Genomic DNA, 22420 nt, shown 5'->3' with positions numbered 1-22420 from the left:
TTTTGCTTTCAGTGGTCAGAGATCGAGGAGGCGGTGTTGGGCAAAGTCTATCTATCACTCGAGCAATCTTCTTGCAGAGTTCATTTTGCCGGCATCGCGTTAGTCGTTGTTGCCCTGTTCTTTTGCGCCTCGAATCTTGGCGCTCAGACCCGTTCGTTAGGGCTGGATATTTCAGCCTGGCAGGGGAACATCTCGCAGACAACCTGGAATAACATTCATAACAACGACGATATGGATTTCGTTTTTCTTCGCTCCAGTCGCGGGGGAACGACCGGCTATTACAACCAAAGCAATGCCGACAATGATCCTCCCACGAACACGCTCTCCCAACGCTACGATGATCCGTATTTCGTCCAGAACATCACGCGAGCCACGGCAGCCGGTTTGTTCGCAGGTTCCTACCACTTTGCCCGACCTGACATTATTGCCAGTACTCTTAATTCGGGCGGAATTGCCAACACGGGTACCGACGAAGCCGACCATTTTATTGAGATGGCTGGCCCGTGGATGCGGCCGGGATACCTCCTGCCAGTGCTCGATCTTGAAGCCGGCATCAGTCAGCGCAATCCCAATCAGATGGCTCAATTCGCCATCGATTTTTCGGATCGTGTGTTTGAAGTCATGGGAGTCAGGCCCGCAATCTATATCGGTTCGAGTTATGCCAGTCATGTTCAATCAGCTTCAGCTGCGCTCCGCCAAGAGTTGGTCACCAAAATGCCGGTGACCTGGCATCCTCGTTGGCCCAATGAGTCGAATCCCAATTCGATCCCCGTGCAAACCGCGCATCCCGGCGATACCGCGTCAGGTATCTATGGCCCCTGGAATGACTATGGCGATTCTAATCCCTGGTCATTCTGGCAGTACACGGCCTCGGGAAGACTCAGCGGTTTCAACAACGGCAACACCAATCTCGATCTAAACGTCGCCCAAGGTGGCATTGAATTCGTCAAAGACCAGCTCGTTCCCGCGGTTTGGATGAACGACAACAGCGGCGAATGGACGCTCGACGACCACTGGAACAGCGGACAAACCCCCATTGCCCCCGTGCAAGGTCCCGGCCAAGTGGCACGTGTCGGAGCGATGACGCTTCCCGCTGAGCGCACCCCGGCGATCAACGATACGGTCATCCTCGAGCGTCCCGGAGACATAACCGTGACGCTCTCTTCGGGTTCGCATTCGATTCGCAAGCTCTACGCCCACGAAGCATTGAACATCACGGGCGGCAACTTGAATATCGGTTATGTGCCTAGCGCCGATTCGACGCCAATTTCAGCCCAATTTTCGGCGAATGTCACACTTAGCGGCACGGGCGGTTTGAGCGTCCACACGTTGCAAGTCGACACCACGCGCACGTTGGCGCTCAATGGCGGCTCGCTGACGTTCGATAAAGTGAACTTGATGCCCAATACGCTCAGCCCCGCGATGATCACCGTGGGTGGCGACGTGACTTTGAGTCCACTCAACAATGCGGCGGCCTTAATTTCTAAGCCGCCCGGTGCAGGCAGCGGTTTTGTCGATCTGGGCGGGGCGATTCGCACATTTACCATCGGTAACGGAACTGCTGCTACCGATGTGAGCATCACAGTCCCGCTGGCCAACGGTGGGCTCACCAAAAATGGCCCCGGTACGCTGCGGCTTGCCGGCAATAGCGCTTATCAATTTGACACAAGTGTCTTGCAAGGATCGCTGGCCATCGATGGGCCGTTCTTGTCGAACACGGCTGATATTTACCTCAGCACGGGGGGGGCGCTCGATTTGAATTTCGCAGCCACCGATACCATCAACAAGCTCTTTATCGATGGCGTCGCCCAGGCGACCGGCATCTGGGGAGCCCTCGATTCCGGGGCCCAATACACCTCGCCGTTAATCACGGGTACGGGCTTTTTGGAAGTTGTGTCCACGATCGCCCCGATCATTCCCGGCGACTTTAATGGCGATGGCTTCGTCGATGGCACGGACCTCACACAGTGGCAAGAGGACCACGGAGTGAACGACGAATCCGACGCCGACGGCGATGGAGATTCCGACGGTCGCGACTTTCTCATTTGGCAAAAGAATTTCACGGGCAGCCCATCCCTGGCGGCCAGCGTGTCCGTTCCCGAACCGGCCACGTATAGCTTGTTGATGTTGTCGCTTGCGGCTTTGGCTTTGCGGCGGAAGTAAACGCAAGTCTTTCTTGTTCCCGTCGAGCCTGTAGTACAAAATGGGTTTTCTTGCTGAAGTCATCGGCAAGTTGATCTATCTTCTAATCACTCGCGAGCATGGAACAGGCTATGACTATCTCACTGCGCACATTGATTCTCGCGCCAATATTGATCCTCAGCCTGACGGCAAGTTTACGAGCTGATTTTGGCGATCATCGCCCCCTGTTTGTGAGCCGCTTCGAGTACAGCTACAACTCGTCGAGCATCGACACCATCTTCCAGAATGCGGCCGATTTGGGCATCACCGATGTGATGTTTCAAGTGCGTGGCCGGGGCGATGCCTTTTACGACAGCAATTTCGAACCGCGGGCGAACGGCTTATCCGTCTCCTTCGATCCGCTGCAAACCGCGATCGACGCCGCCCATTCTCGCGGCATCAAAGTGCATGCTTGGATGAACACCACGACCATGTGGAACACAACGGCTCTCAACCCGCCTGCGGGGCATATGTTCCATAACACCGACCCGAGCTTTCGATTAGTCAATAGCAGCGGCACGGTTGAACCGCAAGAAGGCTTTGGTGGTGGCGGCTATTCGAGCGTGAATCCCGTTCTGCCCGAGGTTCACAACCATATCAACAACGTCATCAACGACGTCGCCACGAACTATAACGTCGACGGTATCCATCTCGATTACATCCGCTACATTCCCGGAACAAGCTTCAGCACCCTCCCCCACGACGCGATTTCACATCAGATGTTTCAAACAGCCACGGGGCTCGATGGTTCGAATTCGGCCAATGTGTCGGCGTATCGCAACTTTGTGAAGGGCCGAATCACCGATCTCGTCGCCTCGATTGGACAGACCGTCGACACGGCGGAGGCGATGACCGGACGGGCTATTGAATACTCGGCTTCCGTTTGGCGAGATCCCGATATCGCCGAGAACGATTACATGCAGGACTATCGCTCGTGGCTGGAGCAGGATTTGCTCGATACGGCCATGCCGATGATTTACTTGAGCTCCTCAAACGATCACTTGTTCAATCCCAACCTGCAGAATACGCTCAACATCCCGACCAACACGAAGATCATTCCCACCCTGGGCGTCTATCTCCAGGACGAAGATAGCGGCGGGGTGGAACTCACGATCAGCCAGCTCGAACGCGCGTACAACATGGGAGCCGACGGCGTGGCACTCTACAGTTACCCGGCCATGTTCAACCAGAGTTTGTCGGCAGCACGGCGGCAGGCGGTTTCTGAGTTTTATGCTTCGATTGAGCCTCAACCGCCCGGGCCCGGCAATGTGCTCGACGATTTTGAAACCGACGAAGGACACTTTGCCTGGTCGTATAATCAGTCACCGGTCAGCCAAACCTTTGGGCTGGCGGCTTCAACGACCATCGAACGCGTTACAACCGAAGCGCAAGGCGGCTTGGCTGCGCAGGAACTGAATCTTGTGGACAGCGGCGCAGGGACTTGGCAGTTGCGGCACAATTCGGGCATCGGTAGTGTGGCCGCCCCGGCGGGCAACGTGGCGTTGCCCGCGACGGGTTATATCGGCTTTTGGCTCAAAACCGAGGACTCGGGGCTGACGGTTCAAATCGCTTTGGATGATCCCGGCACGGCAGACCGTGGTCTGCTGCAAGACATCATTGCCGACGGACAGTGGCATCTCTATCAATGGGACTTGGCCGACGATTCGCAGTGGGAGGGCTGGGTCAACGGCGATGGCGTAATCACGGGGCCAACTGTAACCATCGATTCGGTCTTCTTCTATGGCGACGGCGATGCCACGATCTATTTGGACACTGTCTCGCACAATCCCAATGGCCCGTTAGCGGCGTTAATTACGGGCGACTTCAATCGCGATGGCTCGGTCAACGGTTTGGATTTGGCCCAGTGGCAAGAAGATTACGGCATCAATGGGGATTCCGACGCCGACGGGGACGGCGATTCCGATGGCCGCGATTTTCTAATTTGGCAGCGCAACTTTACCGCCGACGAGCCGCTCGCGGCGAGTAAGTCCGTGCCTGAACCGGCGACTTGGAGTTTGCTGGGTGGCTTGTTGGCGGCGGCGACTCTGCGACGAAGAGTCGCTCGACACTCCGTATCGAAGGCTTCATCGACGACACGCAGTGTCGTACCACACTAGTCCGCCATCTCACTGTTTAAACACCGCGCATGAAATAGGGCCACATCCCTTGGGGATGTGGCCCTATTTATAAATCACAAACTTTAGTCGCTTAGCGGCGAGTTCTCACGCAGGCGAGACCCAAGCCCATCAAACCAACCAACGCCAGCGAGGCGGGTTCGGGAACCACAGCCAAGCTCACATTGTCGAAGTTCGCACCACCACCTGCGGAAGACAATCCTGTTCCTAGGCGAACGGTATTGAGCGGATTCGCGCCATTGAAAGCTACGGGCACCACTAAAGTACCGTTGATATTCCCGTCGCCATTCAGGTCGAGAGTGAACGTGGCATTTGCACCATCAAGCTCCAGGCGAAAGGTATGCCAACCTGCAACCGGGACATTGGTAATAGGGTTGCCAAGGTCATTGACTAGACCGGTGAAGGCCAGCCAGCTGGGACCCGGTAGTACGGCACGGACCGCGTAATGGCTGGGGCTATTGTACATGCCCATTTCAAAGATATTCGAACCTGCACCGTTGCGAAGGCCAGCGGTAATTCTTTTGTTAGCACTCGTGCCGTCGTCGTAAATATCAACGCTGAAAACAACCCGATCGGAAGTCGTCGGAGTAATCGGCGAGAAAGTCTGCTGATTTTGCAAAGCTGTCGCACCCGAACCTGTGGGTACTTGTCGCAACGATTGACCAGGATTCCCAAGTGTTGTACTGAGGGTGCCAGGTGCTGCCGCGGTCCAGACGGCCTGCATGGCTGCCGTGTCTGCGTAAGATTCAAAATCGTCATTGACGATGATCGTTGCCTGAGCAGAGCTCAGCGCAAGGCCCATTACTAGGGCCAAAGAGGCGAATAGGTTTCTCAATTTCATTAGTCATCTCCCGTGGTTGTCCAACTCAAAAGGGATACGTGGAAAAGCGAGTGGAATTCGTGTTGCCGTACTTCAGTTCACAATCTCCAGGATACTTGGCAATCGCGCATGACACAAGAAAATATGCGCATGATTATATTTGTTTTGCGCAGTCACCGAGAGGTGGCCGTTATGACACCAACAATGAAAACTTAGGGAATCGAGACGGTTTCTTGACCATTCTTGGAAGCTAACCCCTCGTAGATGATGCCATCTAGGTCGTCAGACAGGAAGTGAACGCTGCCGTCCGCGTTGACGAAGTTCGCACCGCCCGAGTGAAAACTGCCGAATAGCAGGTCGTTGGTAGCCATTGTGAGTTGCGCATTCGGCGGCGCAGGTGAAACAGGCCGGGTTTCGTTTTGCGAGTTGTGCAAGGCGTAGTACCCGACCGAATCAAGCGAGGCATTTATCGCATAGCGTCGGTCGACATTCTTAAAGGCGAATCCATACTGACCGTCACGTGGGCCACTCGGCGGTTTTGTCGTAAACCCAGATGTTTCGCCCTGAGTCCAGTACCCGCCCACAGTCCAAGCTCGCAAACTATACCAACGTTCGCCCGCCAACAGCGTGTTACTTGTTCCATCGATTACATCCTTGGGCCTGACCTTGCTGCCCATATACAGCATGCCATCGTAGTTAATAGGTCCTAATGAACCGGTTTTACTACCATGAAATCCAAAATTATCTCTCGACGCTTGACTACTATCTGGAGCCCGACTCCCAGCCGAACCCGCGACACCCGCATAGCTCGCGGCAAGCCGTTCACGATTGAGCGAATCTACCAATTCGGAGGGGGTGTCGCTGGGGCATTGATAGTTTGCAACAGCAGCAGAGTTAAGGTCACCAAAAATGGACTGATCCTGCACATCGGGATCCTTGCCCTGATTCTCAGAACGATATTTTTCAATTCGTTGGTCAATCATACTGCTGGTGTTGCCTTGTTCGATGTAAGGCATGACCGTGACAAGCCAACTCAGACCATTTGGTTGGCCAGTCGTATTAGCGATCGTGGATCCCATGGGAAACGCTTTCCGAGCCGATTCATAATTCAGACACGACAAACCAAGTTGCTTGAGGTTGTTCTGACAGCTCATCCGGCGGGCCGCCTCGCGCGCGGCTTGAATCGCCGGCAGTAACAGGGCCACCAATACGCCGATGATGGCGATCACCACCAACAGCTCGACAAGTGTGAAAGCTTTCCGCTTGGTTGTGCCTTGCGAACGATACGAAATCGATTGAAGTGCCAAATCTCTCATAGAACTACCTTAGGAAAGGAGCGAGCGAATAAGCCATCTAAGTACAATTCAAAAAAGGGCTTATTACACTTTTATATTAAATGCAAATTACAAAATGCCCTAGAGAATGTTGCGCATCTTTTTCTCGGATACGCGCAACCAAATTCAAGTGAAAAGAGCAGTCAGCCAATTGTAGGCGAGACATTCGATCAGGCAACTGAATTCCATTCGTGCCATCGATCATTTGAGTGAGACGTGGCTAAGACCCCAATAAACTTTGTCCCCAATAAAAAATCCGCGCTATGGGCTGCCCCAAGCCCCATAGCGCGGAGATTATAGGAAATCAACAACTCCTAGCGACGCTTCAGCAAAGCGAGCGACGACAGAGCCATGCCCAGCAAGACAGCCGAGGTTGGCTCGGGAACTGTGTTGATCGCCGACAAAGGGGGAGCTTGTGCATATTGGTCTTGCCAAAGGGCGAGGTCGTCGCCGTCGACGTTTCCATCGCCATTGGCATCACCGTTCGCTAGTAAGGCAGTACCATCGTCGATCAAGCCCGATCGTTGCCAAATCAGGAAGTCACGGCCATCCACGTCGCCGTCTTCGTCGAAGTCGGCATTGCCGGTGGGGGGCTCAATAACAACATCAACCAGACTAAGTGAGATATTATCGACACCTAAAAAGGGATCGGCAGAAGTAACACCCGAAGGTCCGCCGAAACGCAGATCATTATATCCATTGGCCGTGGTGACTGCCGCCACGACATTGATGGCATCCAAGCCAGGGGCGCCCGTGCCGTTATTGATGCCATCGCCGAAGAGATCCAGGGTAAATGTGACATCAGTTACGCTGATGGTAGCGGTAAAAGTATGAAAAGCAGCATCGCCAATCTCAAACAATTGATCCTTATTAGTGGGGAGTGAATAAGGCTGCCAGTTTGTGCTGCCCGGCATCAGAACTGTACGATAACCAAACTGAAAGAACTCACCGTTTGGTCCAAGGGGGAGTCCATTCCAAAAGCCAAGCTCGATGAGATTTTCAGAAACAGCACCTGTGTATCGCAAACCTACCGAAAGCCGTTTGTTTGACGTGAGCATGTCATGTGCAAGATCAGCGCTGAGCACAACGTTCTTCGTGGCAGTCGGCGCGATGGCAAATGCCGTTCCCCATTTGTTAAACCCCCCGGTCGTGCCATCGAAGAGAACGGCTTTACCATCCACGGCACCTGGATCGGGTGATACGGCATAGGGCTGACCAGGTGTGGTCTCATCAAACAAAAACGTTTGAGTAGTCGAACCCGTATTCGAAACCCATGCGGCCTGCATGGCGGCGTCGTCGGCGTAAGTTTCAAATGTTTCGTTCACGATAACTTGTGCCTGCGCAACATTGCAAAGTGCAACGCTGAGCAACGAAAGGAGGGCAATTTTCTTCATCATGGATACAGTCCCTTACCTGGCGAGAAAAGAATGGATTTTCTTAGAGCGACTCAAGGTGTTTTGTGCGGTGAACGTGCTAGCGCCCTATGGGCGCGCGTGATGACCACCTTTGCATCTTAACGACAAAGTAAGAATTCACGAAACAAATTGTGCGCAATTCTTTCTCGCCAATGCGCATAACCGCAGGATGCGGTTTTGTGGTGAATGGTCGGTTGGATTCCACTCCGAAGTGAGGTCGCTCGACGGGGTTGACTTCAATTCAGAGTTGATTACACCATTGAGACACTTACCAGCTATCGCCCTTTCTCGGCAGCGAACAAATATGAGCAAGATTTCAGTCGGTTTCATGAGCGGAACTTCTTGCGATGGCGTCGACGTGGCCATGCTCGAAACTGATGGCAAAAGCAAAATTAAGGTGCTCAGCGGCCTGACTTTGCCCTACGAAGAAGGCCTCCGCCTGCGGCTTCTCGACGCCTCGCAGCACGACGTGCCTGTTACCGAGCTTTTGCGTTTGGAAGACGAAATTTCGCGTCATCATGTGGTTGCGCTCAACAAACTTTTGGAAGAGCAACCCAAGTATCGCTCCAAGATTTCGATACTTGGTTTTCACGGCCACACGGTTCGCCACGTGCCCAAAGAAGGTTTGACGATGCAGATCGGCAACCCGTGGATCTTGGCCAAGGAATTTCAGATCCCCGTGGTGAGCGATTTTCGCCGCTGCGATATGGCGGCTGGTGGACAAGGCGCGCCGCTGGTGGCGATGTTCCACCAAGCACTTTTTGCCGACGATCCCCATCCCACGATCGTGCTCAATTTGGGCGGCGTGGCCAACGTCACGTGGTTGGGGGAAAACAACGTGATCATTGCCGGCGACACGGGACCGGGTTGCGGCCTCATTGATGAATGGGTCCAAACGATGGCCGACCTGCCTCACGACCGCGATGGCAAATTGGCTTTGGCCGGCAAGGTCGACGAAGAGATTTTGGAATCGGCCTTTGAAACGCCATTTTTCTCGCAGCCGCTGCCCAAATCAGCGGATCGCTACGATTTCGATCACGTCGACGTCTCGGGTTTGAGCGTCGAAGACGGGGCCGCCACGCTGTGTGCCGTGACGGCGGAAGCCGTGTATCGGGCGGTTAAAAAACTCCCCGCCATGCCCAAGCAAATGTGGGTCACCGGGGGCGGCGTTCACCATCCCGTGATCATGAAAATGCTCGAAAATCGCTTCGGGAAAATCAGCAACGTCCGCGAGCGAAATCTGAATCCCGACACGCTCGAAGCGGAGTGTTTTGCCTGGCTCGCCGTCCGGCATCAAGAAGGTTTGCCGCTCACGATTCCCGAAACAACTGGGTGCGAAAAACCCATTTGCGGTGGCGTGACGACTCAGTTCGGTTGATCGGTGAGTTCGCGATTCGCCATACGAACGCAACCCAAAACCGGCCGAGACACGACGGTGACGCTTGAGGGCGTGACTCGAAGTGTGTTGAGCCTTTCGAGCAGTCCTTCGCGAATTGCGGTGCTGCCGCACGCCACGCCCCCAGCCAAAGCCAAGGGAAATGTGTCGCCGAGATCCAATTTTTCTGCCGCGGAAATCACTAACGCCGCGAGCTGTTCGGCGGCTTGGGTGACGATGCCTTGAGCCGTGACATCGCCTTGGGCGGCACAATCGGTAACAAGTTCCGCCAGACCGGCCAGAGCGCCGCGGACACTGTGATCGCGGGAGAGTGCCGTCAGCAGTTCGCGCGGCTCGGTGATTTGCAGTCGATCCATGATGGCCGCGGTCAACAGCGTCGGCGAAGTGCGTCCGTCGGCAGATTGGGAAACCGCCCGTGCAGCAGCCTGGCCCAGCCAAAACGCGCTACCCTCGTCGCCAAACCAATACCCCCAGCCACCACTCACCGCGGTGTGATTCTGCTGATTGGCGGCAAAAGCGACCGCCCCCGTGCCGGCGATCAGAGCCACCCCCTGCCCCGTTGGAGTACCGGCAATCAAGACCGGCAAAGCGTCATGCACGACCCGCACTTGCTCGGCGATTTTGTGTTGTTTCGCCCAAGCTGCAATCATGGCCTGGGTTTCAGGACGGCCCGCGCCTGAAAGTCCAAACACGGCCAACGGGACAGTTTCTTGAGCGAGATCAGCTTGCGACCACGCTTCATCAATCGCGGTTAAAAGATTGGCGAGTGCGGCATCTTCGCCCACAGCTTTGACGTTGGAAGATCCCGCTTGGCCGTAGCCAAGGATGCGTTCTTCGTTATCGGAGCCAATCCGAGCCAGACAGGCGTCGGTCTTTGTGCCGCCGCCATCAACACCGATTACTAAGCTGTGCTCAACCATTATGCGGCGAGTATAGCTAAGGGCGCGAGGTCACGCATGACCGTTTTCCAAGGCTTTCCGCAAATGGCCCTTCGAGGCTTGCAGGCGGATCCGTGCTTCGTCGGGCTCAAGGCCCAAGCGTTGAGAAACGATCGCGGTCTTAAGTTCACCGCGGGTTTGTTGCAGCAAGCTTGAGGCTGCTTCGGGGGTCACACCCGTCAATTTGCAGACAATGCGGCGGCTGCGTTCGGCGAGTTTGACGTTGGTGGCTTGTAGGTCGACCATCAGATTGCCATAGGTTTTTCCCAGCCGCACCATCGCGCCCGTGGAAAGCATGTTGAGCACCATTTTCGTGGCGGTGCCAGCCTTCATGCGGGTCGAACCACTCAAAATTTCGGGGCCAACCACGGGATTAATGCACATATCAGCGCGGGCGCTCATGGCTGGGTCGCGGTTGCAGCTCAAGCCAATTGCGTAGGCTCCTTGGCTGCGGGCGTAATCCAAACCACCCATCACGTATGGAGTTCGGCCGCTCGTGGCGATGCCGACAACCACATCGTGGCTGCAAAGCTCGACATTTTTCAGGTCCTGGGTCGCAAGTTCGGGAGAATCCTCGGCCCCTTCGACGGCCTTGAGCAAAGCCCCGGGACCACCCGCGATAATTCCAACCACCTGGGCCGGATCGGAATTGAATGTTGGTGGACACTCCGCCGCGTCGAGCACACCGAGACGACCGGAAGTCCCGGCACCGATGTAAATCAACCGGCCTCCATGTTGGAGCCGATTGGCGATTACGTCGATGGCTTTGGCAATAATGTCGGCCTGCTGATTAACGGCCTCAGCAACTTTGGCGTCTTCGGAATTGATCAGCTCAACAATCTCGCGGGTCGTTAAACTATCGAGACTTTCCGACGCGGGATTACTGGCTTCAGTGGTGAGATGTTCTAACATGTTTTCAATTCTAATCCGCGGTTGTGAAGACATGTAGCTGACATGCGCGAAAGAGAGAAAATCCTGCGCTGCGCTGGTTGTTTCACCTTTGGAGTTCGTTGTTGTGGCCACTTTATTCCTGACTTGCTGATGAACTCATCGACATTCTTTGTGTAACGAAATACCCTGGAACTTCTTGCAGATAACCTAGGCACCGTTTTTTGTCAGACGCCCCGGCGGATTGTGAAGTTCCATCAATTCAATCGCGGTTGAAGGAACAATCCCGCCAGAATTTTCTCGAAATGTGCCGGATAACCCATCACCTCTTAGTTGATATTTCGCTTTGAACCTCTCGATTCATGCTATCGATGCAGCCATCATTGTCGGCTATCTGGCTGCCGTCATTGCCCTGGGACTATGGGTTGGCCGGGGTCAAAAAGACGCCGTCGACTACTTTTTGGGCGATCGTTCGCTACCTCTGGGAGCGGTGCTGCTGTCGATCGTGGCCACCGAAACGAGCACGGTCACCTTTCTAAGCATCCCCGGTTTTACCTATGCCGAGGGTGGCGACATGCGGTTTCTCCAGATTACCTTTGGGTATATCGTGGGACGCATGTTGGTCATTTGGGCATTGCTGCCGCTTTATTTTCAAGGACAGTCCTTTACCGCTTATGAAGTTCTCCAGCGCCGATTTGGAATATCCTCGCGGCGGGCGACGTCGGTTTTGTTTTTGGTCACGCGGAATCTGAGCGATGCCTTGAGGCTTTACTTGACGGCGTTAGCCCTCCAGCAAGCCATTGGACTCAACCTGCAAACGTGCATCGTGCTGATGGGTGCGGTCACAATCCTTTACACGGTACTCGGCGGCGTAAAATCCGTCGTCTGGAACGATTGTCTGCAGTTTTTTATCTACGTCTTGGGAGCCGTGGTTGCCTTAGGGGTGATCATCTCCCAACTGCCAGGGGGATGGCAACAATTCAGTGAGTTCGGTTCCCAGCAGGGAAAGTTTCGTATCTTCGATTTCGATTTCAGTCTCGTCAAACCGACGATTACGTTTTGGTCCGGTCTGATTGGTGGTTTGTTCCTCACCGCCGCCACACACGGCACCGACCAATTGATGGTGCAGCGCTATCTGACCGCCCGCAGCCAACGCGCGGCGAGCTGGGCTTTAGGACTGAGCGGATTTGTGGTCTTTGCTCAATTCGCCCTATTTCTTGTGATCGGTGCCGCACTCGCTTGTTTTTATGCGGAGTTTCCCCCCGAAGTTCCCTTTGGACCCAAGGATGGCGACAAAGTCTTTGCGCACTTTATCGTGCATAATCTTGGCCGCGGACTTGTGGGGCTCACTCTCTCGGCCGTGTTCGCCGCCGCGATGTCGACGCTCTCGGGATCATTGAATTCCTCAGCAACGGCATTAATTAACGATATCTACTTGCCCCTAACCCGCCAGCAGCCCTCTTCCGAGCGAGTCCTCTTCTTGAGCCGGCTTGCCACAATCGGCTTCGGCATTTTGCAGATTGTGATCGCACTCGTCAGCTATCATCTCGGCACGTCGGAAAGCACGGTGAATAGTGTTCTAAAAATCGCCGGCTTTGCGTTGGGGCCTTTGTTGGGTTTGTATTTTCTGGGAGTATTCGCCCAACACGTCAAACAGCGCGCCGCGCTCGGTGGGTTCTGTCTTGGGGTGATCGCTCTTTCCTATATCGCAAGCCAGACCGAACTCTCTTGGCCTTGGTATGCTGGAGTGGGAGCGCTGATGACTTTTATCGCAGGTGTGGCACTCAGCAAGTTCGTGACCGAGCCACCGACAAACCAGGATGTGAAACATGCTTGATGTAACGACAACGAAACGGCTTTGTCTTCTGCTACTGGTGCTCAGTGGGAGCCTGCTGCTCAGTCAAAAATCCGTGAGTGCGGAAACCGATTCAACGGATCTGCCCGTGCGCTCGCCGGCTGAACTTGGTCTCTCAGCGAGCCAACTCGACCGCATCGACGACATGGTGGCTAAGGAAATTGAAAACGGCAACATGCCGGGCTGCGTGGTGATGATCGGCCGTCGCGATGGCATCGCCTGTGCCCGAGCCTACGGTCATCGCCAGATCGAGCCAAGCAAAGAAAATATGACGCTCGACACCGTGTTCGACATGGCGTCGGTTACTAAGCCCGTAGCGACGGCGACCAGCATCATGTTACTTGTCGAACGTGGCTTGGTTCGTTTAAACGAGCCCGTGGCGACGTACATTCCCGAATTTGCTCAGAACGGCAAAGAATCGATCACCGTCGAGCAACTGCTGACTCATCAAGGAGGTCTGATCCCCGACAACTCGATCAAAGATTACGAACATGGCGTCGAGGAAGCGTGGAAGCGGATGTGGGCGCTCAAGCCGGTGGAACCAGCGGGTACCAAGTTTATTTACACCGACGTCGGATTTATGACGTTGGGCGAGATCGTGCATAGAGTCACAGGGCAGACAGTTGCCGAATTTGCTGCCGAAAATATCTATGAGCCACTCGGCATGACCGAAACCGGTTATCTGCCGGACGAGAAATTAAAAAATCGTGCTGCCACGACGGAAAAGATCGACGGCAAGTGGCGGCGGGGTGAAGTTCACGATCCGCGTGCGTTCGCGCTCGGTGGAGTCGCTGGACATGCGGGTTTGTTTTCCACGGCCAACGATTTGGCGAAATATGCCCGCATGCAACTCAACGATGGCCGCGTTGGTGATCAGCAGGTGATGCATCCCCGGACGATTGCCGAAATGCGTCGCCCACGCACGATCGATGGCAACAAACGCGCCCTGGGCTGGGATAATCGCAGCAAATATTCCAGTAACCGCGGCGATTTGTACAGCGACAAAGCGATCGGCCACGGCGGCTTCACAGGCAATGCGTTCTGGATCGACCCCGAACTCGATCTCTTTGTGATCTTCCTTTCGACACGCTTACATCCCGATGGCGTGGGCAATGTGAATCCGCTCGCCGGACGAATTGGCACCGTGGCAGTGGCGGCGCTTCAAACCGGCGCGACTTCCAGCGAAGTTTCTTCAAAGCCTGCACTCTTGGGTATCGATGTTCTGGAACAAGACAACTTCGCCGCCCTCAAAGGCCGCCGCGTGGGATTGATCACCAATCACACGGGCCTCAACAGCGACGGCAAACGGACGTTCGATTTGTTGCACAACGCTCCCGATGTGGAATTGGTGGCGGTCTTTAGTCCCGAACATGGCTTGGAAGGCAAACTCGACGAATCGAACATCGCCGACACCCGCGACAAAGCCACGGGGCTGCCCGTCTACAGTTTGTACAACAAGACCCGCAAGCCGGATCCCAAACAGTTGGAAGGGATCGATACACTGGTCTTCGACATTCAAGATATCGGCTGTCGGTTTTACACCTACATCTCGACGATGGGATTAGCGATGGAAGTTGCGGCTGAGCAGGATCTCAAGTTTGTGATCCTCGACCGGCCGAATCCGATCGGGAATATCACCGAGGGTTCGGTGCTCGACGAAGGAATTAAGAATTTTGTCGGCCATCACGCCATGCCCGTCCGGCATGGTATGACCGTGGGCGAACTGGCCAAGATGTTTGCCGCAGAAAACAAGCTCGATGTTGATCTGGAGATTATCAAAGTCAAAAACTGGTCCGGCGAGCAATATTGGGACGAAACGGGTCTCGTGTGGACCAACCCCTCGCCCAACATGCGCAGCCTGACCGAAGCGGTGCTTTATCCCGGTGTCGGTTTGTTGGAAACGACGAATGTCTCGGTCGGACGGGGAACCGACACACCGTTTGAAGTCGTGGGGGCACCCTGGATCGACGGCAGGAAGCTGGCCGCGTATCTCAACGACCAAGCACTGCCCGGCGTGCGATTCGTGCCCATTCGCTTTCAGCCCAACGCCAGCAAGTTTGCCAATGAAGACTGCGAAGGGGTGAACATTATCGTGACCGACCGCGCGGCGTTTCGCTCGGTGCCGGTTGGGTTGGCGATGGCCCTGGGCCTACGCGAACTGTTCCCCGACGATTGGGAGATAAAAAACTTCAATCGCCTGCTAGGCAGCGAAAAAGTCTTTTCCGCCATCGAACAAGGGACAACGCTCTCCAAACTCGAAGAGCTGATTGCTCCCGAGTTGGAAGAATACAACAAACGACGAGACAAGGTCGTGCTTTATCCATGAGTTGTAGGCCGGAACGAGTTTTACGAAGTTCCGGCAACGAAGTTGAATAGAGAGTGCATTGCCGGAACTGCGCGGAGCTTGTTCCGGCCTACAATCATTAGGAATACAACAAGCGACGCTAAAAGTTCCTACTTGCTTTAGCTATACAGCCAATAGCCCATCACAATCGCGATCACGATTCCCGCCGCGTCGGCCAGCAAACAGGCCGGCAGCGTGTGCCGTAATTTCTTGACCTGAATCGCGCCGTAATAAACGGTCAAAACATAAAACGTCGTTTCCGAACTGCCCATTAGCAAGGTCGCCACCTTGCCAATGAATGTGTCGGTGCCGTGGACGTCGTAGATTTCCAGCAAGACCCCGCGAGCGCCACTCCCGGAAAGTGGCCGAATGAGCGCCAAGGGAATCAGTTCCAACGATTCGCCGTATTCGCCGAGTCCCATTTTGTTCAGGCACCACATGCCCGCGACTTTGATGTCGTCGAAGGCCCCGCTGACGGTGAAAACCTTGATGATAAACAGGATCGCGACCAGATAAGGAATGATCATCACCGCGATGCCAAAACCTTCTTTCGCGCCCGTGACGAATGACTCGTACATCGGCACTTTTTTGTACCAGCCCCACATCAAGATCATCAGGATTACAAAGGGGATGGCCCACTGACCGCAAACTTCCATGAGGGCAAAGAAATCGCTCATTCCGACACCTCGCTTTCCGTGTCGGGTGTCTCGCTGTTTGAATGCTCAACGGCAAAGCGGGGCGATTTGCTCAGGGTCCGCGTGATAAAGATTGCCAAGAGCGTGCTGAGTAGCGTCGACAAAATGATGGGTATCAACGGCCCCACAGGATCTTCGCTCCCCTTGAGCGCCCGATAACCGATCAACGTAAAAGGAATCAACACGATGCTACTGGTATTAATGGCCAAGAACATCGCCATCGGATTTGTCGCGGTGTCCTTATGCGGATTGAGCGTCTGTAATTCCTCCATCGCTTTCAATCCGAAAGGGGTCGCCGCGTTGTCGAGCCCCAGGATGTTGGCCGAGAGGTTCATGAGGATTGCCCCCTGCGCGGGATGACCATCGGGCACCTCCGGGAAGAGCCATCGCATCAACGGCCTCATCACTCGTGCCAGTGCCGCGACCATTCCTGAGTCTTGGGCGATCCGCAAGATTCCCAACCACAAGGCCATGAAGCCGATCAGGCCGATACAGATTTCCACGGCCGTCGTGGCGGAATCCATGATGGCCTTATTCATGTCTTTGCCCATCTCCATCAGATTGCGGTGATCTCTCTGTTCGGCGGTGCGAGCCACGGGGCCAACTGGGGGGGCATCCCCTTCCGTGGCCACGGCGGCTGGGATTTGGGCAGCCGAGTCGCCGTTCCAACTATTCCAAGCCGCCTTGCCAAATCCATAGACGATGCCGATCACCAGCATCCCAAACCAAATTTTGTTCAGCATGAATCCCGCTTCCCCATGAGACTATTTCGAGCCTGCACAACTGTCATAACCTGCGCCGCCACTTGCGGACGTTCTCTAGCTTAGCAAGAGTCATACAAAAAACACTACTAAGCCTCTCGAAAATGCGCACGCCGCCAACTAGAATTGAGCAAGGGCCGCTGGCTCTCATTCCGGGGCTGCCATTCTGCGAGCTTTTCGTATGACGATTGATAAGAACCGTGTTCATCAAGTTGCCGTTCTTGTGGAAACCGAGGACAGCTGGGGGTGCAGTGTCATCCACGGCATCGCCGACTATTCCCAGGATCACGGCCACTGGAATTTGTTGATCGATCCCCGCGACCACGAACAGCGCTCGCTGCTGCCCGATCAATGGTCCGGCGATGGGATCATTGCTCGCATCGGCAACCGCACGCAGCTCGATCAAATTCGCAATCGCTCGGAACCCAAGATCAATGTCGATACCGTCTTCGAAGGCCTCGACGGCTTCTACGACGTGATCACCGACGACGAACAACGGGCCGATTTGGCTTTGGCCCATTTGCGCGATCGTGGCTTTGAAGAATTCGCCTATTTTGCGCCCCCCAGTTTGAAATACTCGACTCGCCGTGGCGAAGCCTTTATCGCCGCGGTGACCAAAGCGGGTTACCGTTGCCGGGAATACAAACCTGGCTACCGCGTGGGCCGGAAGATTGGTTGGGAAGAGCAGCAGCGTCGTGTGAGCCGCTGGTTGAAATCCTTGCCGCGACCCGTGGCGATTTTTACCGTTGATGCCAACCGTGGCCGGCAACTCACCGAGATCTGCTACCTCAGCGGCATTCGCGTGCCCGATCACGTGGCCATTCTCGCCGGCGACACCGACGAGCTGATGTGCAGTGTTTCGACACCACCGCTATCCAGCATCGCTCTCGCGGGGCGGCGGATTGGTTATGAGGCCGCCGCGCTGTTAGATCGCTTGATGCAAGGCGAGAAACCTTCGCGCAAGACATACAAGATTCCACCACAGGGCGTCATCAGCCGGCAATCAACCGACATTTTGGCCATCGACGACGAATCGATGGTCCGTGCGTTGCGCTTTATCCAAACGCATGCGTTTCAGGATATCGTTGTGAAAGACATTCTGAACGAGGTCCCCATCTCGCGGCGGAGTTTGGAGATTCAATTCCAACATTATCTGGGCCGTTCCCCCGCCGAAGAGATTCGCCGCGTGCGGCTGGAAAAGGGCAAAGAGCTGTTGGCCCGTTCCGATTTCTCGATCGGCGAAATCGCCGTCGCCTGCGGCTTCGCAAACACAACCCGCTTCGGCGTAGCCTTCCGCAAACGCTACGGCCAGACGCCGCTCGCGTATCGCAAGCAGCTCTCCCGCTCAACGTAGTTCAAAGCCCAACGTTAGCCGCGACAAGTTCGGGCACCGACGCGCAGCGTTGGTCGGCAACGCGGAGCGCGGTGCCCTCCTGTGATAGTTCCTCCTCTTTCCTAGCACGGATTCTCAGCTTCACAGGCCAACTTCCGCCGTACTTTGCTGGTTAGCTTGTGGGTCTCGCCCGCTAAAGCGTAGAATGAATGGATTATTCACTCTGCCAGAGATCGTGCGACCCGTCGCGCGAACTAGGAGATTCATGCGGCTTGCTGATTTCATTGTCTCCGACATCGAACCAATTCTATTAGAATGGGAATCATTCGCCCGTAGTATCGTATCCGCTGAGAATATGAACTCACTGGCTCTGAGGGACCATGCCGGGGAAATCCTCCTCGCCACAGTGCGGGACATGCAGTCACCACAGAGTTCCACCGAACGCACCGCCAAATCAAGAAGTCACTCCACGACTAACACAGGTGAAATGACCCTAAATGGCGCATCCGAATTGCATGCGATTGGTCGGTTGGGTTCAGGCTTCGACCTGATGGAAGTTGTTTCTGAATATCGGGCACTCCGCGCGAGTGTGCTGCGACTGTGGGCTGACAGCGGACCAGAACCCCATAAGAGTGCCGTCGATGATGTGACACGTTTCAATGAGTCGATTGATCAATCTCTTTCCAAGGCCGTGAGCAGTTACACACAGAGCATAAACCAGTCGCGCGACCTTTTTCTGGCGATCCTCAGCCACGACCTCCGTAATCCGCTCAATTCCATCGCCATGTCGGCAGCTCTGCTCCCGCATCTGGTTCAACCTGCTCCCGAAACGGATGAGGTAGTCGCCCAGATCGCGACGAATGCCGATGTCATGGCGCGGATGATTGGAGATCTGCTCGATTACACCCGCACCCGCCTGGGCGCCGGAATGCCGGTCAATGTTGCTCCCATGGATCTTGAGAGCCTCTGCAAAGAACTGTTCAACGAATTCCGCACGGCCCCACCCCAAGCGGGACATGCATTTTCAATCCACAGGCGATCTGACAGGCCAGTGGGACAGCGACCGCCTGCGGCAAGCCATTTCCAACCTCATGGGTAACGCCATCCAGCACAGTACCCAAAGCGCGCTCGTAGAGTTGACGGCCAAAGGCGAAGGTCCCAGCGTCACGATCGCCATCCATAACGACGGCTCCGTGATTCCACCTGAAGAGATACCGAGCATTTTCGACCCGCTCGTGAGAGGCTCAAGCGCAGAGCATCCCAAGCAAAACCGTCCCGGCAGCATCGGCCTCGGCTTATACATCGCGCGCCAGGTCGCCCACTCACACGGTGGCACTATCGATGTGACTTCCACCCAGGAAGCGGGCACGACCTTCACCGTTCGACTACCGCGCGAGTTCGTCAAGGACGTCGGAGAGCCGATTCTGGACGAGAAGCAAGTTCGCACGATGTGATTCGCACGATGTGAATTGAATAAAGAAGGCGAAGTCTTAGTTTCTCAGTTCGATCTCCACAAATATGTGAATGCCGGCCTCAACTCATGCGCGAATAGTACCGCATGAGCGGCGTTGATGATGCTCCATGCAGGATAATGGACACGGTCACGGTTACGAGCGTGAGGTGAACAATGTCCTCAACAGATTCGCCGGAAAGGCCGTGTGCGAGCGCGTAGCTCAAATAGTACATCGAGCCAATGCCGCGGATGCCAAACCATGCTATATAAGCGCGTTCGAGGTTGGGGAGGTTGCTTTTGATAAGAGTTACGTAGATCGCGAGAGGACGTACAACGAAGATCAACAACATCGCCCACCCAAAGATGCGAGCTGAAAACATTTCGGCGGTCAGCAACGCTCCGGCAAGAATAACGAGTATCACTTCAGCAAATCGTTCGAGCTGGGCATTAAAATTGAGCACGGCCTCGGCCATGTAAGCCGGACCAGAGTCGCTGTCAGTTGCCAAATGCTCGGTGTCAGGGCTCCCTGCCGCTTGTCGTAGTTCATCGGTGGGAGGAGCGGCCTGCGACAATCGTTCGACGCGACGGAGGGCAACACCGGCAGCAAAGACGGCGAGAAAGCCATATGCGTGACACCAGAGCGCCACGCCATAAGAGAGGCAAATCAGCCCAACCGCCAGAAAGTTGTCGAGGCCGACGGCTTCTTCGTGATGTTTACGCAGGTAAAGGACCATTCGTGCGATGATCGTGCCAAAGACCGCCCCCACGGCGAGTCCAAAACTGATTGCCCAGACGAGATCGACGGCCCACCATCGCCATCCCATTGCACCGATCTCATGTACGCCGAGCAGGCCTAACCCCAACATGATGAATGGAAATGCCGTGCCGTCGTTGAAGCCGGCTTCGCCCGTCAAGATAAACCTGAGCCTGTCCGAATCAGTCGAATTCCTCACTTGAATATCGGAAGCCAACACGGGATCGGTCGGCGCCAGTACGGCGCCGAGAATGATGGCTGCACCGAGTGGCAATCCAAGTCCCTGCACGCCTAGTAACGTTAGTACGGCAACGGTGAGCATCATGCCCACGGTAGCGAGCCTGACCGAGATGCGCCATTCGCTGCGATCCAATGGCAATCGCAGCTGCAATCCTGCGGTAAACAACGAAATGATGACGGCGATTTCTGTGACGATCTCTAGGAGCTCGTCGTCTTTAACAAAGTCGAGCCGAATAAGGCCCGCACCCCCGGGGCCGAGCAAGACGCCGAATCCCAGGCAGATAATCGCTGTGCTCAAGGGGGACCGATGGAGAAACGACGAGAGCAGTGCAATTGCGATAAAAATCGCACCCACTGCCACAAACCAAGGAACCAGCGTCATAAATTCTCGCAATCCGGCCTGATGATGTCAGCTATTTAGCAAAAGGTGCTTTCATCCGCTGCCAAGAGATAGCAACTAATCGATAACAATTGCTGCAAGCGCCATGCCGACCCGGCGCTTGCCCTGACAAAAGGCGAGATTCGCTATCTACAGCCTATTCACGCGGCGCGACGCCGCTCGCCCGTTTAACCTATTTAAATATCCAACGTTAGCCGCGACGAGTACGGGCACCGACGCGCAGCGTTGGTCGGCAACGCGGAGCGGGTGCGTCTTCTATTCGCAAATGTCGTACTCTGAACATAGTCAGAGATAACAGAGAACACGCCGTAAGGGAGAACGTGGACAACTCGGGAACGATATTCCCAATGACTTGAAACACGGAATCCTCCTCAGCATAAAAGATCCCGGGCAAAGAGCCAGGGTGGAGATATGCTGTCTGATAGCGTCCTCGCAAGGTGGAGTCATTACCAGTCGAGCTGTCCCAGGAAGTTATTCCATACGCATAATCTGCCGTCGTGATTGCGTTAAGACCAAGCCAGTAGTGCCCAGGGTCAAGTTTCAGGAACAAATTACTTACTGAATAGTCGTAACCAGATAACCCCCAGAAAGGAACGGTTGTAAAATTACGGAGACGAGACGCAATTAAAGTCTGCGAATGCAACAATGAATCATCAGAGGGGATATCTGAGTAGATTGTGACTTCAGTGCTAATGTATCTCGTGTCAAAATAGTCATGTTGTTTCCAGTTGAAGCCTCTTATGATGACTGTATGATCCAACACGAAATCATCGAACATTCTAGCCTGATTTCTAGGGACATTCGCGACGATGCAGTTGTAACGACCATTTGGAGTGTCCGAGAGGGGTCCGTTGTCAAAGAGAACTGCAGCAACGGACGTTGTTTTCAGAGTTAATACAATTGCAACAATAACAATCCTTCTCAAAAGCGAACGCCCCAAGAATACCTTTCGTCTTTCTGTTCCTGCTTTCATCAGTTCTATACTCCGTTGAAATTAAAAATGAACAAGCAACCGCTGATCTGACAGCTTATTTTTTAATGCCGTTAGGGCGAAAGCTTGATTGAAAAGTTCGAATTCAGCAATGTCAAAATAGCTGGGTAGTACTGACACTTTGTCCTGAGAGCGTTATGAATTCGAGAACATAATGCAGGAACCGCCACGGCGGTGTCGTTTACGGCAAGAGGTGATGTGCGTCGAAAGCACCTTGTGCTGCGCACACCGACACGTGTCCGGCTTAACCAACGCGGATGGATAAGATTTTGCGGACAAAGTGTCGGTGCTACCCGACTTATTCGTGCTATTCGTCCGATTCGTGGTTGCCTTTCCTCCGTGTTCTCTGCGACCTCTGTGCTTTAATATCTTCCCCCCGGCCAAGAATCGTTGTGGCGAAGCGCTTCGCAATCGCTATAATGGTGTTCGCCCAACTGTAGGCATGCTCTTTGAAAACTGGATTTGTGGAACGTAATTTTGGAACGCA

Annotated in this window: 16 protein-coding genes; 8 read left to right on the top strand and 8 right to left on the bottom strand. The window is 54.7% G+C overall.

The features are described from left to right. Positions 1 to 231: 231 nt before the first annotated feature. Entirely contained in the window at positions 232 to 2163 is a 1932-nt protein-coding gene (locus tag AC6T8Q_RS13580) for a GH25 family lysozyme (RefSeq protein ID WP_500679588.1), read from the top strand. A gap of 110 nt (positions 2164 to 2273) precedes the next feature. After that, positions 2274 to 4298 (top strand): family 10 glycosylhydrolase, encoded by a 2025-nt coding sequence (locus AC6T8Q_RS13575; protein WP_500679587.1) that lies wholly within the window; start codon positions 2274 to 2276, stop codon positions 4296 to 4298. Between the two features lie 91 nt (positions 4299 to 4389). On the opposite strand, the gene AC6T8Q_RS13570 is transcribed toward AC6T8Q_RS13575, so the two are convergent. The 3 genes from AC6T8Q_RS13570 to AC6T8Q_RS13560 form a co-directional block, all read right to left on the bottom strand. Further along, positions 4390 to 5157 carry a PEP-CTERM sorting domain-containing protein gene (locus tag AC6T8Q_RS13570; RefSeq protein WP_500679586.1) on the bottom strand — a complete coding sequence of 256 codons (768 nt, stop codon included), beginning with the start codon at positions 5155 to 5157 and terminating at the stop codon, positions 4390 to 4392. A gap of 191 nt (positions 5158 to 5348) precedes the next feature. Continuing rightward, positions 5349 to 6452, bottom strand: coding sequence for a DUF1559 domain-containing protein (locus tag AC6T8Q_RS13565; protein WP_500679585.1), 1104 nt, complete (start codon positions 6450 to 6452; stop codon positions 5349 to 5351). Positions 6453 to 6784: 332 nt separating this feature from the next. Continuing rightward, positions 6785 to 7867, bottom strand: coding sequence for a PEP-CTERM sorting domain-containing protein (locus AC6T8Q_RS13560; RefSeq protein ID WP_500679584.1), 1083 nt, complete (start codon positions 7865 to 7867; stop codon positions 6785 to 6787). A 322-nt stretch (positions 7868 to 8189) separates the two neighbouring features. Between AC6T8Q_RS13560 and AC6T8Q_RS13555 the strand changes: the two genes are divergently transcribed. After that, on the top strand, positions 8190 to 9263 hold the full coding sequence (locus AC6T8Q_RS13555; RefSeq protein ID WP_500679583.1) for an anhydro-N-acetylmuramic acid kinase: 1074 nt from the start codon (positions 8190 to 8192) through the stop codon (positions 9261 to 9263). Here the strand turns inward: AC6T8Q_RS13555 and AC6T8Q_RS13550 are convergent. Continuing rightward, entirely contained in the window at positions 9251 to 10201 is a 951-nt protein-coding gene (locus tag AC6T8Q_RS13550; RefSeq protein WP_500679582.1) for an N-acetylglucosamine kinase, read from the bottom strand. The two genes, AC6T8Q_RS13555 and AC6T8Q_RS13550, sit on opposite strands and share 13 nt — an antisense overlap. Positions 10202 to 10231: 30 nt before the next feature. After that, positions 10232 to 11131 carry an N-acetylmuramic acid 6-phosphate etherase gene (murQ, locus tag AC6T8Q_RS13545; protein WP_500679581.1) on the bottom strand — a complete coding sequence of 300 codons (900 nt, stop codon included), beginning with the start codon at positions 11129 to 11131 and terminating at the stop codon, positions 10232 to 10234. 322 nt (positions 11132 to 11453) lie between these two features. On the opposite strand from murQ, the gene AC6T8Q_RS13540 reads away from it, so the two are divergent. After that, positions 11454 to 12944 carry a sodium:solute symporter gene (locus AC6T8Q_RS13540; RefSeq protein WP_500679580.1) on the top strand — a complete coding sequence of 497 codons (1491 nt, stop codon included), beginning with the start codon at positions 11454 to 11456 and terminating at the stop codon, positions 12942 to 12944. Then, positions 12937 to 15288, top strand: a complete 2352-nt coding sequence (locus AC6T8Q_RS13535; protein ID WP_500679579.1) for an exo-beta-N-acetylmuramidase NamZ domain-containing protein — start codon at positions 12937 to 12939, stop codon at positions 15286 to 15288. Before AC6T8Q_RS13540 ends, AC6T8Q_RS13535 begins: the two co-directional genes overlap by 8 nt. A 137-nt stretch (positions 15289 to 15425) precedes the next feature. Here the strand turns inward: AC6T8Q_RS13535 and AC6T8Q_RS13530 are convergent, their stop codons facing one another. Both AC6T8Q_RS13530 and AC6T8Q_RS13525 read right to left on the bottom strand, forming a co-directional pair. Continuing rightward, entirely contained in the window at positions 15426 to 15983 is a 558-nt protein-coding gene (locus tag AC6T8Q_RS13530) for a spore maturation protein (protein ID WP_500679578.1), read from the bottom strand. Beyond that, positions 15980 to 16744, bottom strand: coding sequence for a nucleoside recognition domain-containing protein (locus AC6T8Q_RS13525; protein ID WP_500679577.1), 765 nt, complete (start codon positions 16742 to 16744; stop codon positions 15980 to 15982). The genes AC6T8Q_RS13530 and AC6T8Q_RS13525 overlap by 4 nt, the downstream gene beginning before the upstream one ends. Positions 16745 to 16943: 199 nt before the next feature. On the opposite strand from AC6T8Q_RS13525, the gene AC6T8Q_RS13520 reads away from it, so the two are divergent. The 3 genes from AC6T8Q_RS13520 to AC6T8Q_RS13510 all read left to right on the top strand — a co-directional run bounded on the left by AC6T8Q_RS13520 (position 16944) and on the right by AC6T8Q_RS13510 (position 19549). Continuing rightward, on the top strand, positions 16944 to 18116 hold the full coding sequence (locus AC6T8Q_RS13520; RefSeq protein WP_496922720.1) for an AraC family transcriptional regulator: 1173 nt from the start codon (positions 16944 to 16946) through the stop codon (positions 18114 to 18116). Between the two features lie 244 nt (positions 18117 to 18360). Continuing rightward, positions 18361 to 19194 (top strand): sensor histidine kinase, encoded by an 834-nt coding sequence (locus AC6T8Q_RS13515; protein WP_500679576.1) that lies wholly within the window; start codon positions 18361 to 18363, stop codon positions 19192 to 19194. Further along, positions 19187 to 19549, top strand: a complete 363-nt coding sequence (locus tag AC6T8Q_RS13510; protein WP_500679575.1) for a sensor histidine kinase — start codon at positions 19187 to 19189, stop codon at positions 19547 to 19549. Before AC6T8Q_RS13515 ends, AC6T8Q_RS13510 begins: the two co-directional genes overlap by 8 nt. Positions 19550 to 19628: 79 nt before the next feature. Here the strand turns inward: AC6T8Q_RS13510 and AC6T8Q_RS13505 are convergent, their stop codons facing one another. Continuing rightward, positions 19629 to 20924, bottom strand: coding sequence for a cation:proton antiporter (locus tag AC6T8Q_RS13505; protein ID WP_500679574.1), 1296 nt, complete (start codon positions 20922 to 20924; stop codon positions 19629 to 19631). Between the last annotated feature and the right edge of the window lie 1496 nt (positions 20925 to 22420).

The sequence above is a fragment of the Bythopirellula sp. genome, from assembly GCF_041737835.1.
Classification (GTDB): domain Bacteria; phylum Planctomycetota; class Planctomycetia; order Pirellulales; family Lacipirellulaceae; genus Bythopirellula.
This window is presented reverse-complemented; position numbering and strand designations above follow the sequence as displayed.

Coding starts and splice junctions, on each gene's coding strand:
- AC6T8Q_RS13580 (WP_500679588.1), top strand. CDS start 232: ATGGATTTCGTTTTTCTTCGCTCCAGTCGCGGGGGAACGACCGGCTAT.
- AC6T8Q_RS13575 (WP_500679587.1), top strand. CDS start 2,274: ATGACTATCTCACTGCGCACATTGATTCTCGCGCCAATATTGATCCTC.
- AC6T8Q_RS13570 (WP_500679586.1), bottom strand. CDS start 5,157: ATGAAATTGAGAAACCTATTCGCCTCTTTGGCCCTAGTAATGGGCCTT.
- AC6T8Q_RS13565 (WP_500679585.1), bottom strand. CDS start 6,452: ATGAGAGATTTGGCACTTCAATCGATTTCGTATCGTTCGCAAGGCACA.
- AC6T8Q_RS13560 (WP_500679584.1), bottom strand. CDS start 7,867: ATGATGAAGAAAATTGCCCTCCTTTCGTTGCTCAGCGTTGCACTTTGC.
- AC6T8Q_RS13555 (WP_500679583.1), top strand. CDS start 8,190: ATGAGCAAGATTTCAGTCGGTTTCATGAGCGGAACTTCTTGCGATGGC.
- AC6T8Q_RS13550 (WP_500679582.1), bottom strand. CDS start 10,201: ATGGTTGAGCACAGCTTAGTAATCGGTGTTGATGGCGGCGGCACAAAG.
- murQ (WP_500679581.1), bottom strand. CDS start 11,131: ATGTTAGAACATCTCACCACTGAAGCCAGTAATCCCGCGTCGGAAAGT.
- AC6T8Q_RS13535 (WP_500679579.1), top strand. CDS start 12,937: ATGCTTGATGTAACGACAACGAAACGGCTTTGTCTTCTGCTACTGGTG.
- AC6T8Q_RS13530 (WP_500679578.1), bottom strand. CDS start 15,983: ATGAGCGATTTCTTTGCCCTCATGGAAGTTTGCGGTCAGTGGGCCATC.
- AC6T8Q_RS13525 (WP_500679577.1), bottom strand. CDS start 16,744: ATGCTGAACAAAATTTGGTTTGGGATGCTGGTGATCGGCATCGTCTAT.
- AC6T8Q_RS13520 (WP_496922720.1), top strand. CDS start 16,944: ATGACGATTGATAAGAACCGTGTTCATCAAGTTGCCGTTCTTGTGGAA.
- AC6T8Q_RS13515 (WP_500679576.1), top strand. CDS start 18,361: ATGCGGCTTGCTGATTTCATTGTCTCCGACATCGAACCAATTCTATTA.
- AC6T8Q_RS13510 (WP_500679575.1), top strand. CDS start 19,187: ATGGGTAACGCCATCCAGCACAGTACCCAAAGCGCGCTCGTAGAGTTG.
- AC6T8Q_RS13505 (WP_500679574.1), bottom strand. CDS start 20,924: ATGACGCTGGTTCCTTGGTTTGTGGCAGTGGGTGCGATTTTTATCGCA.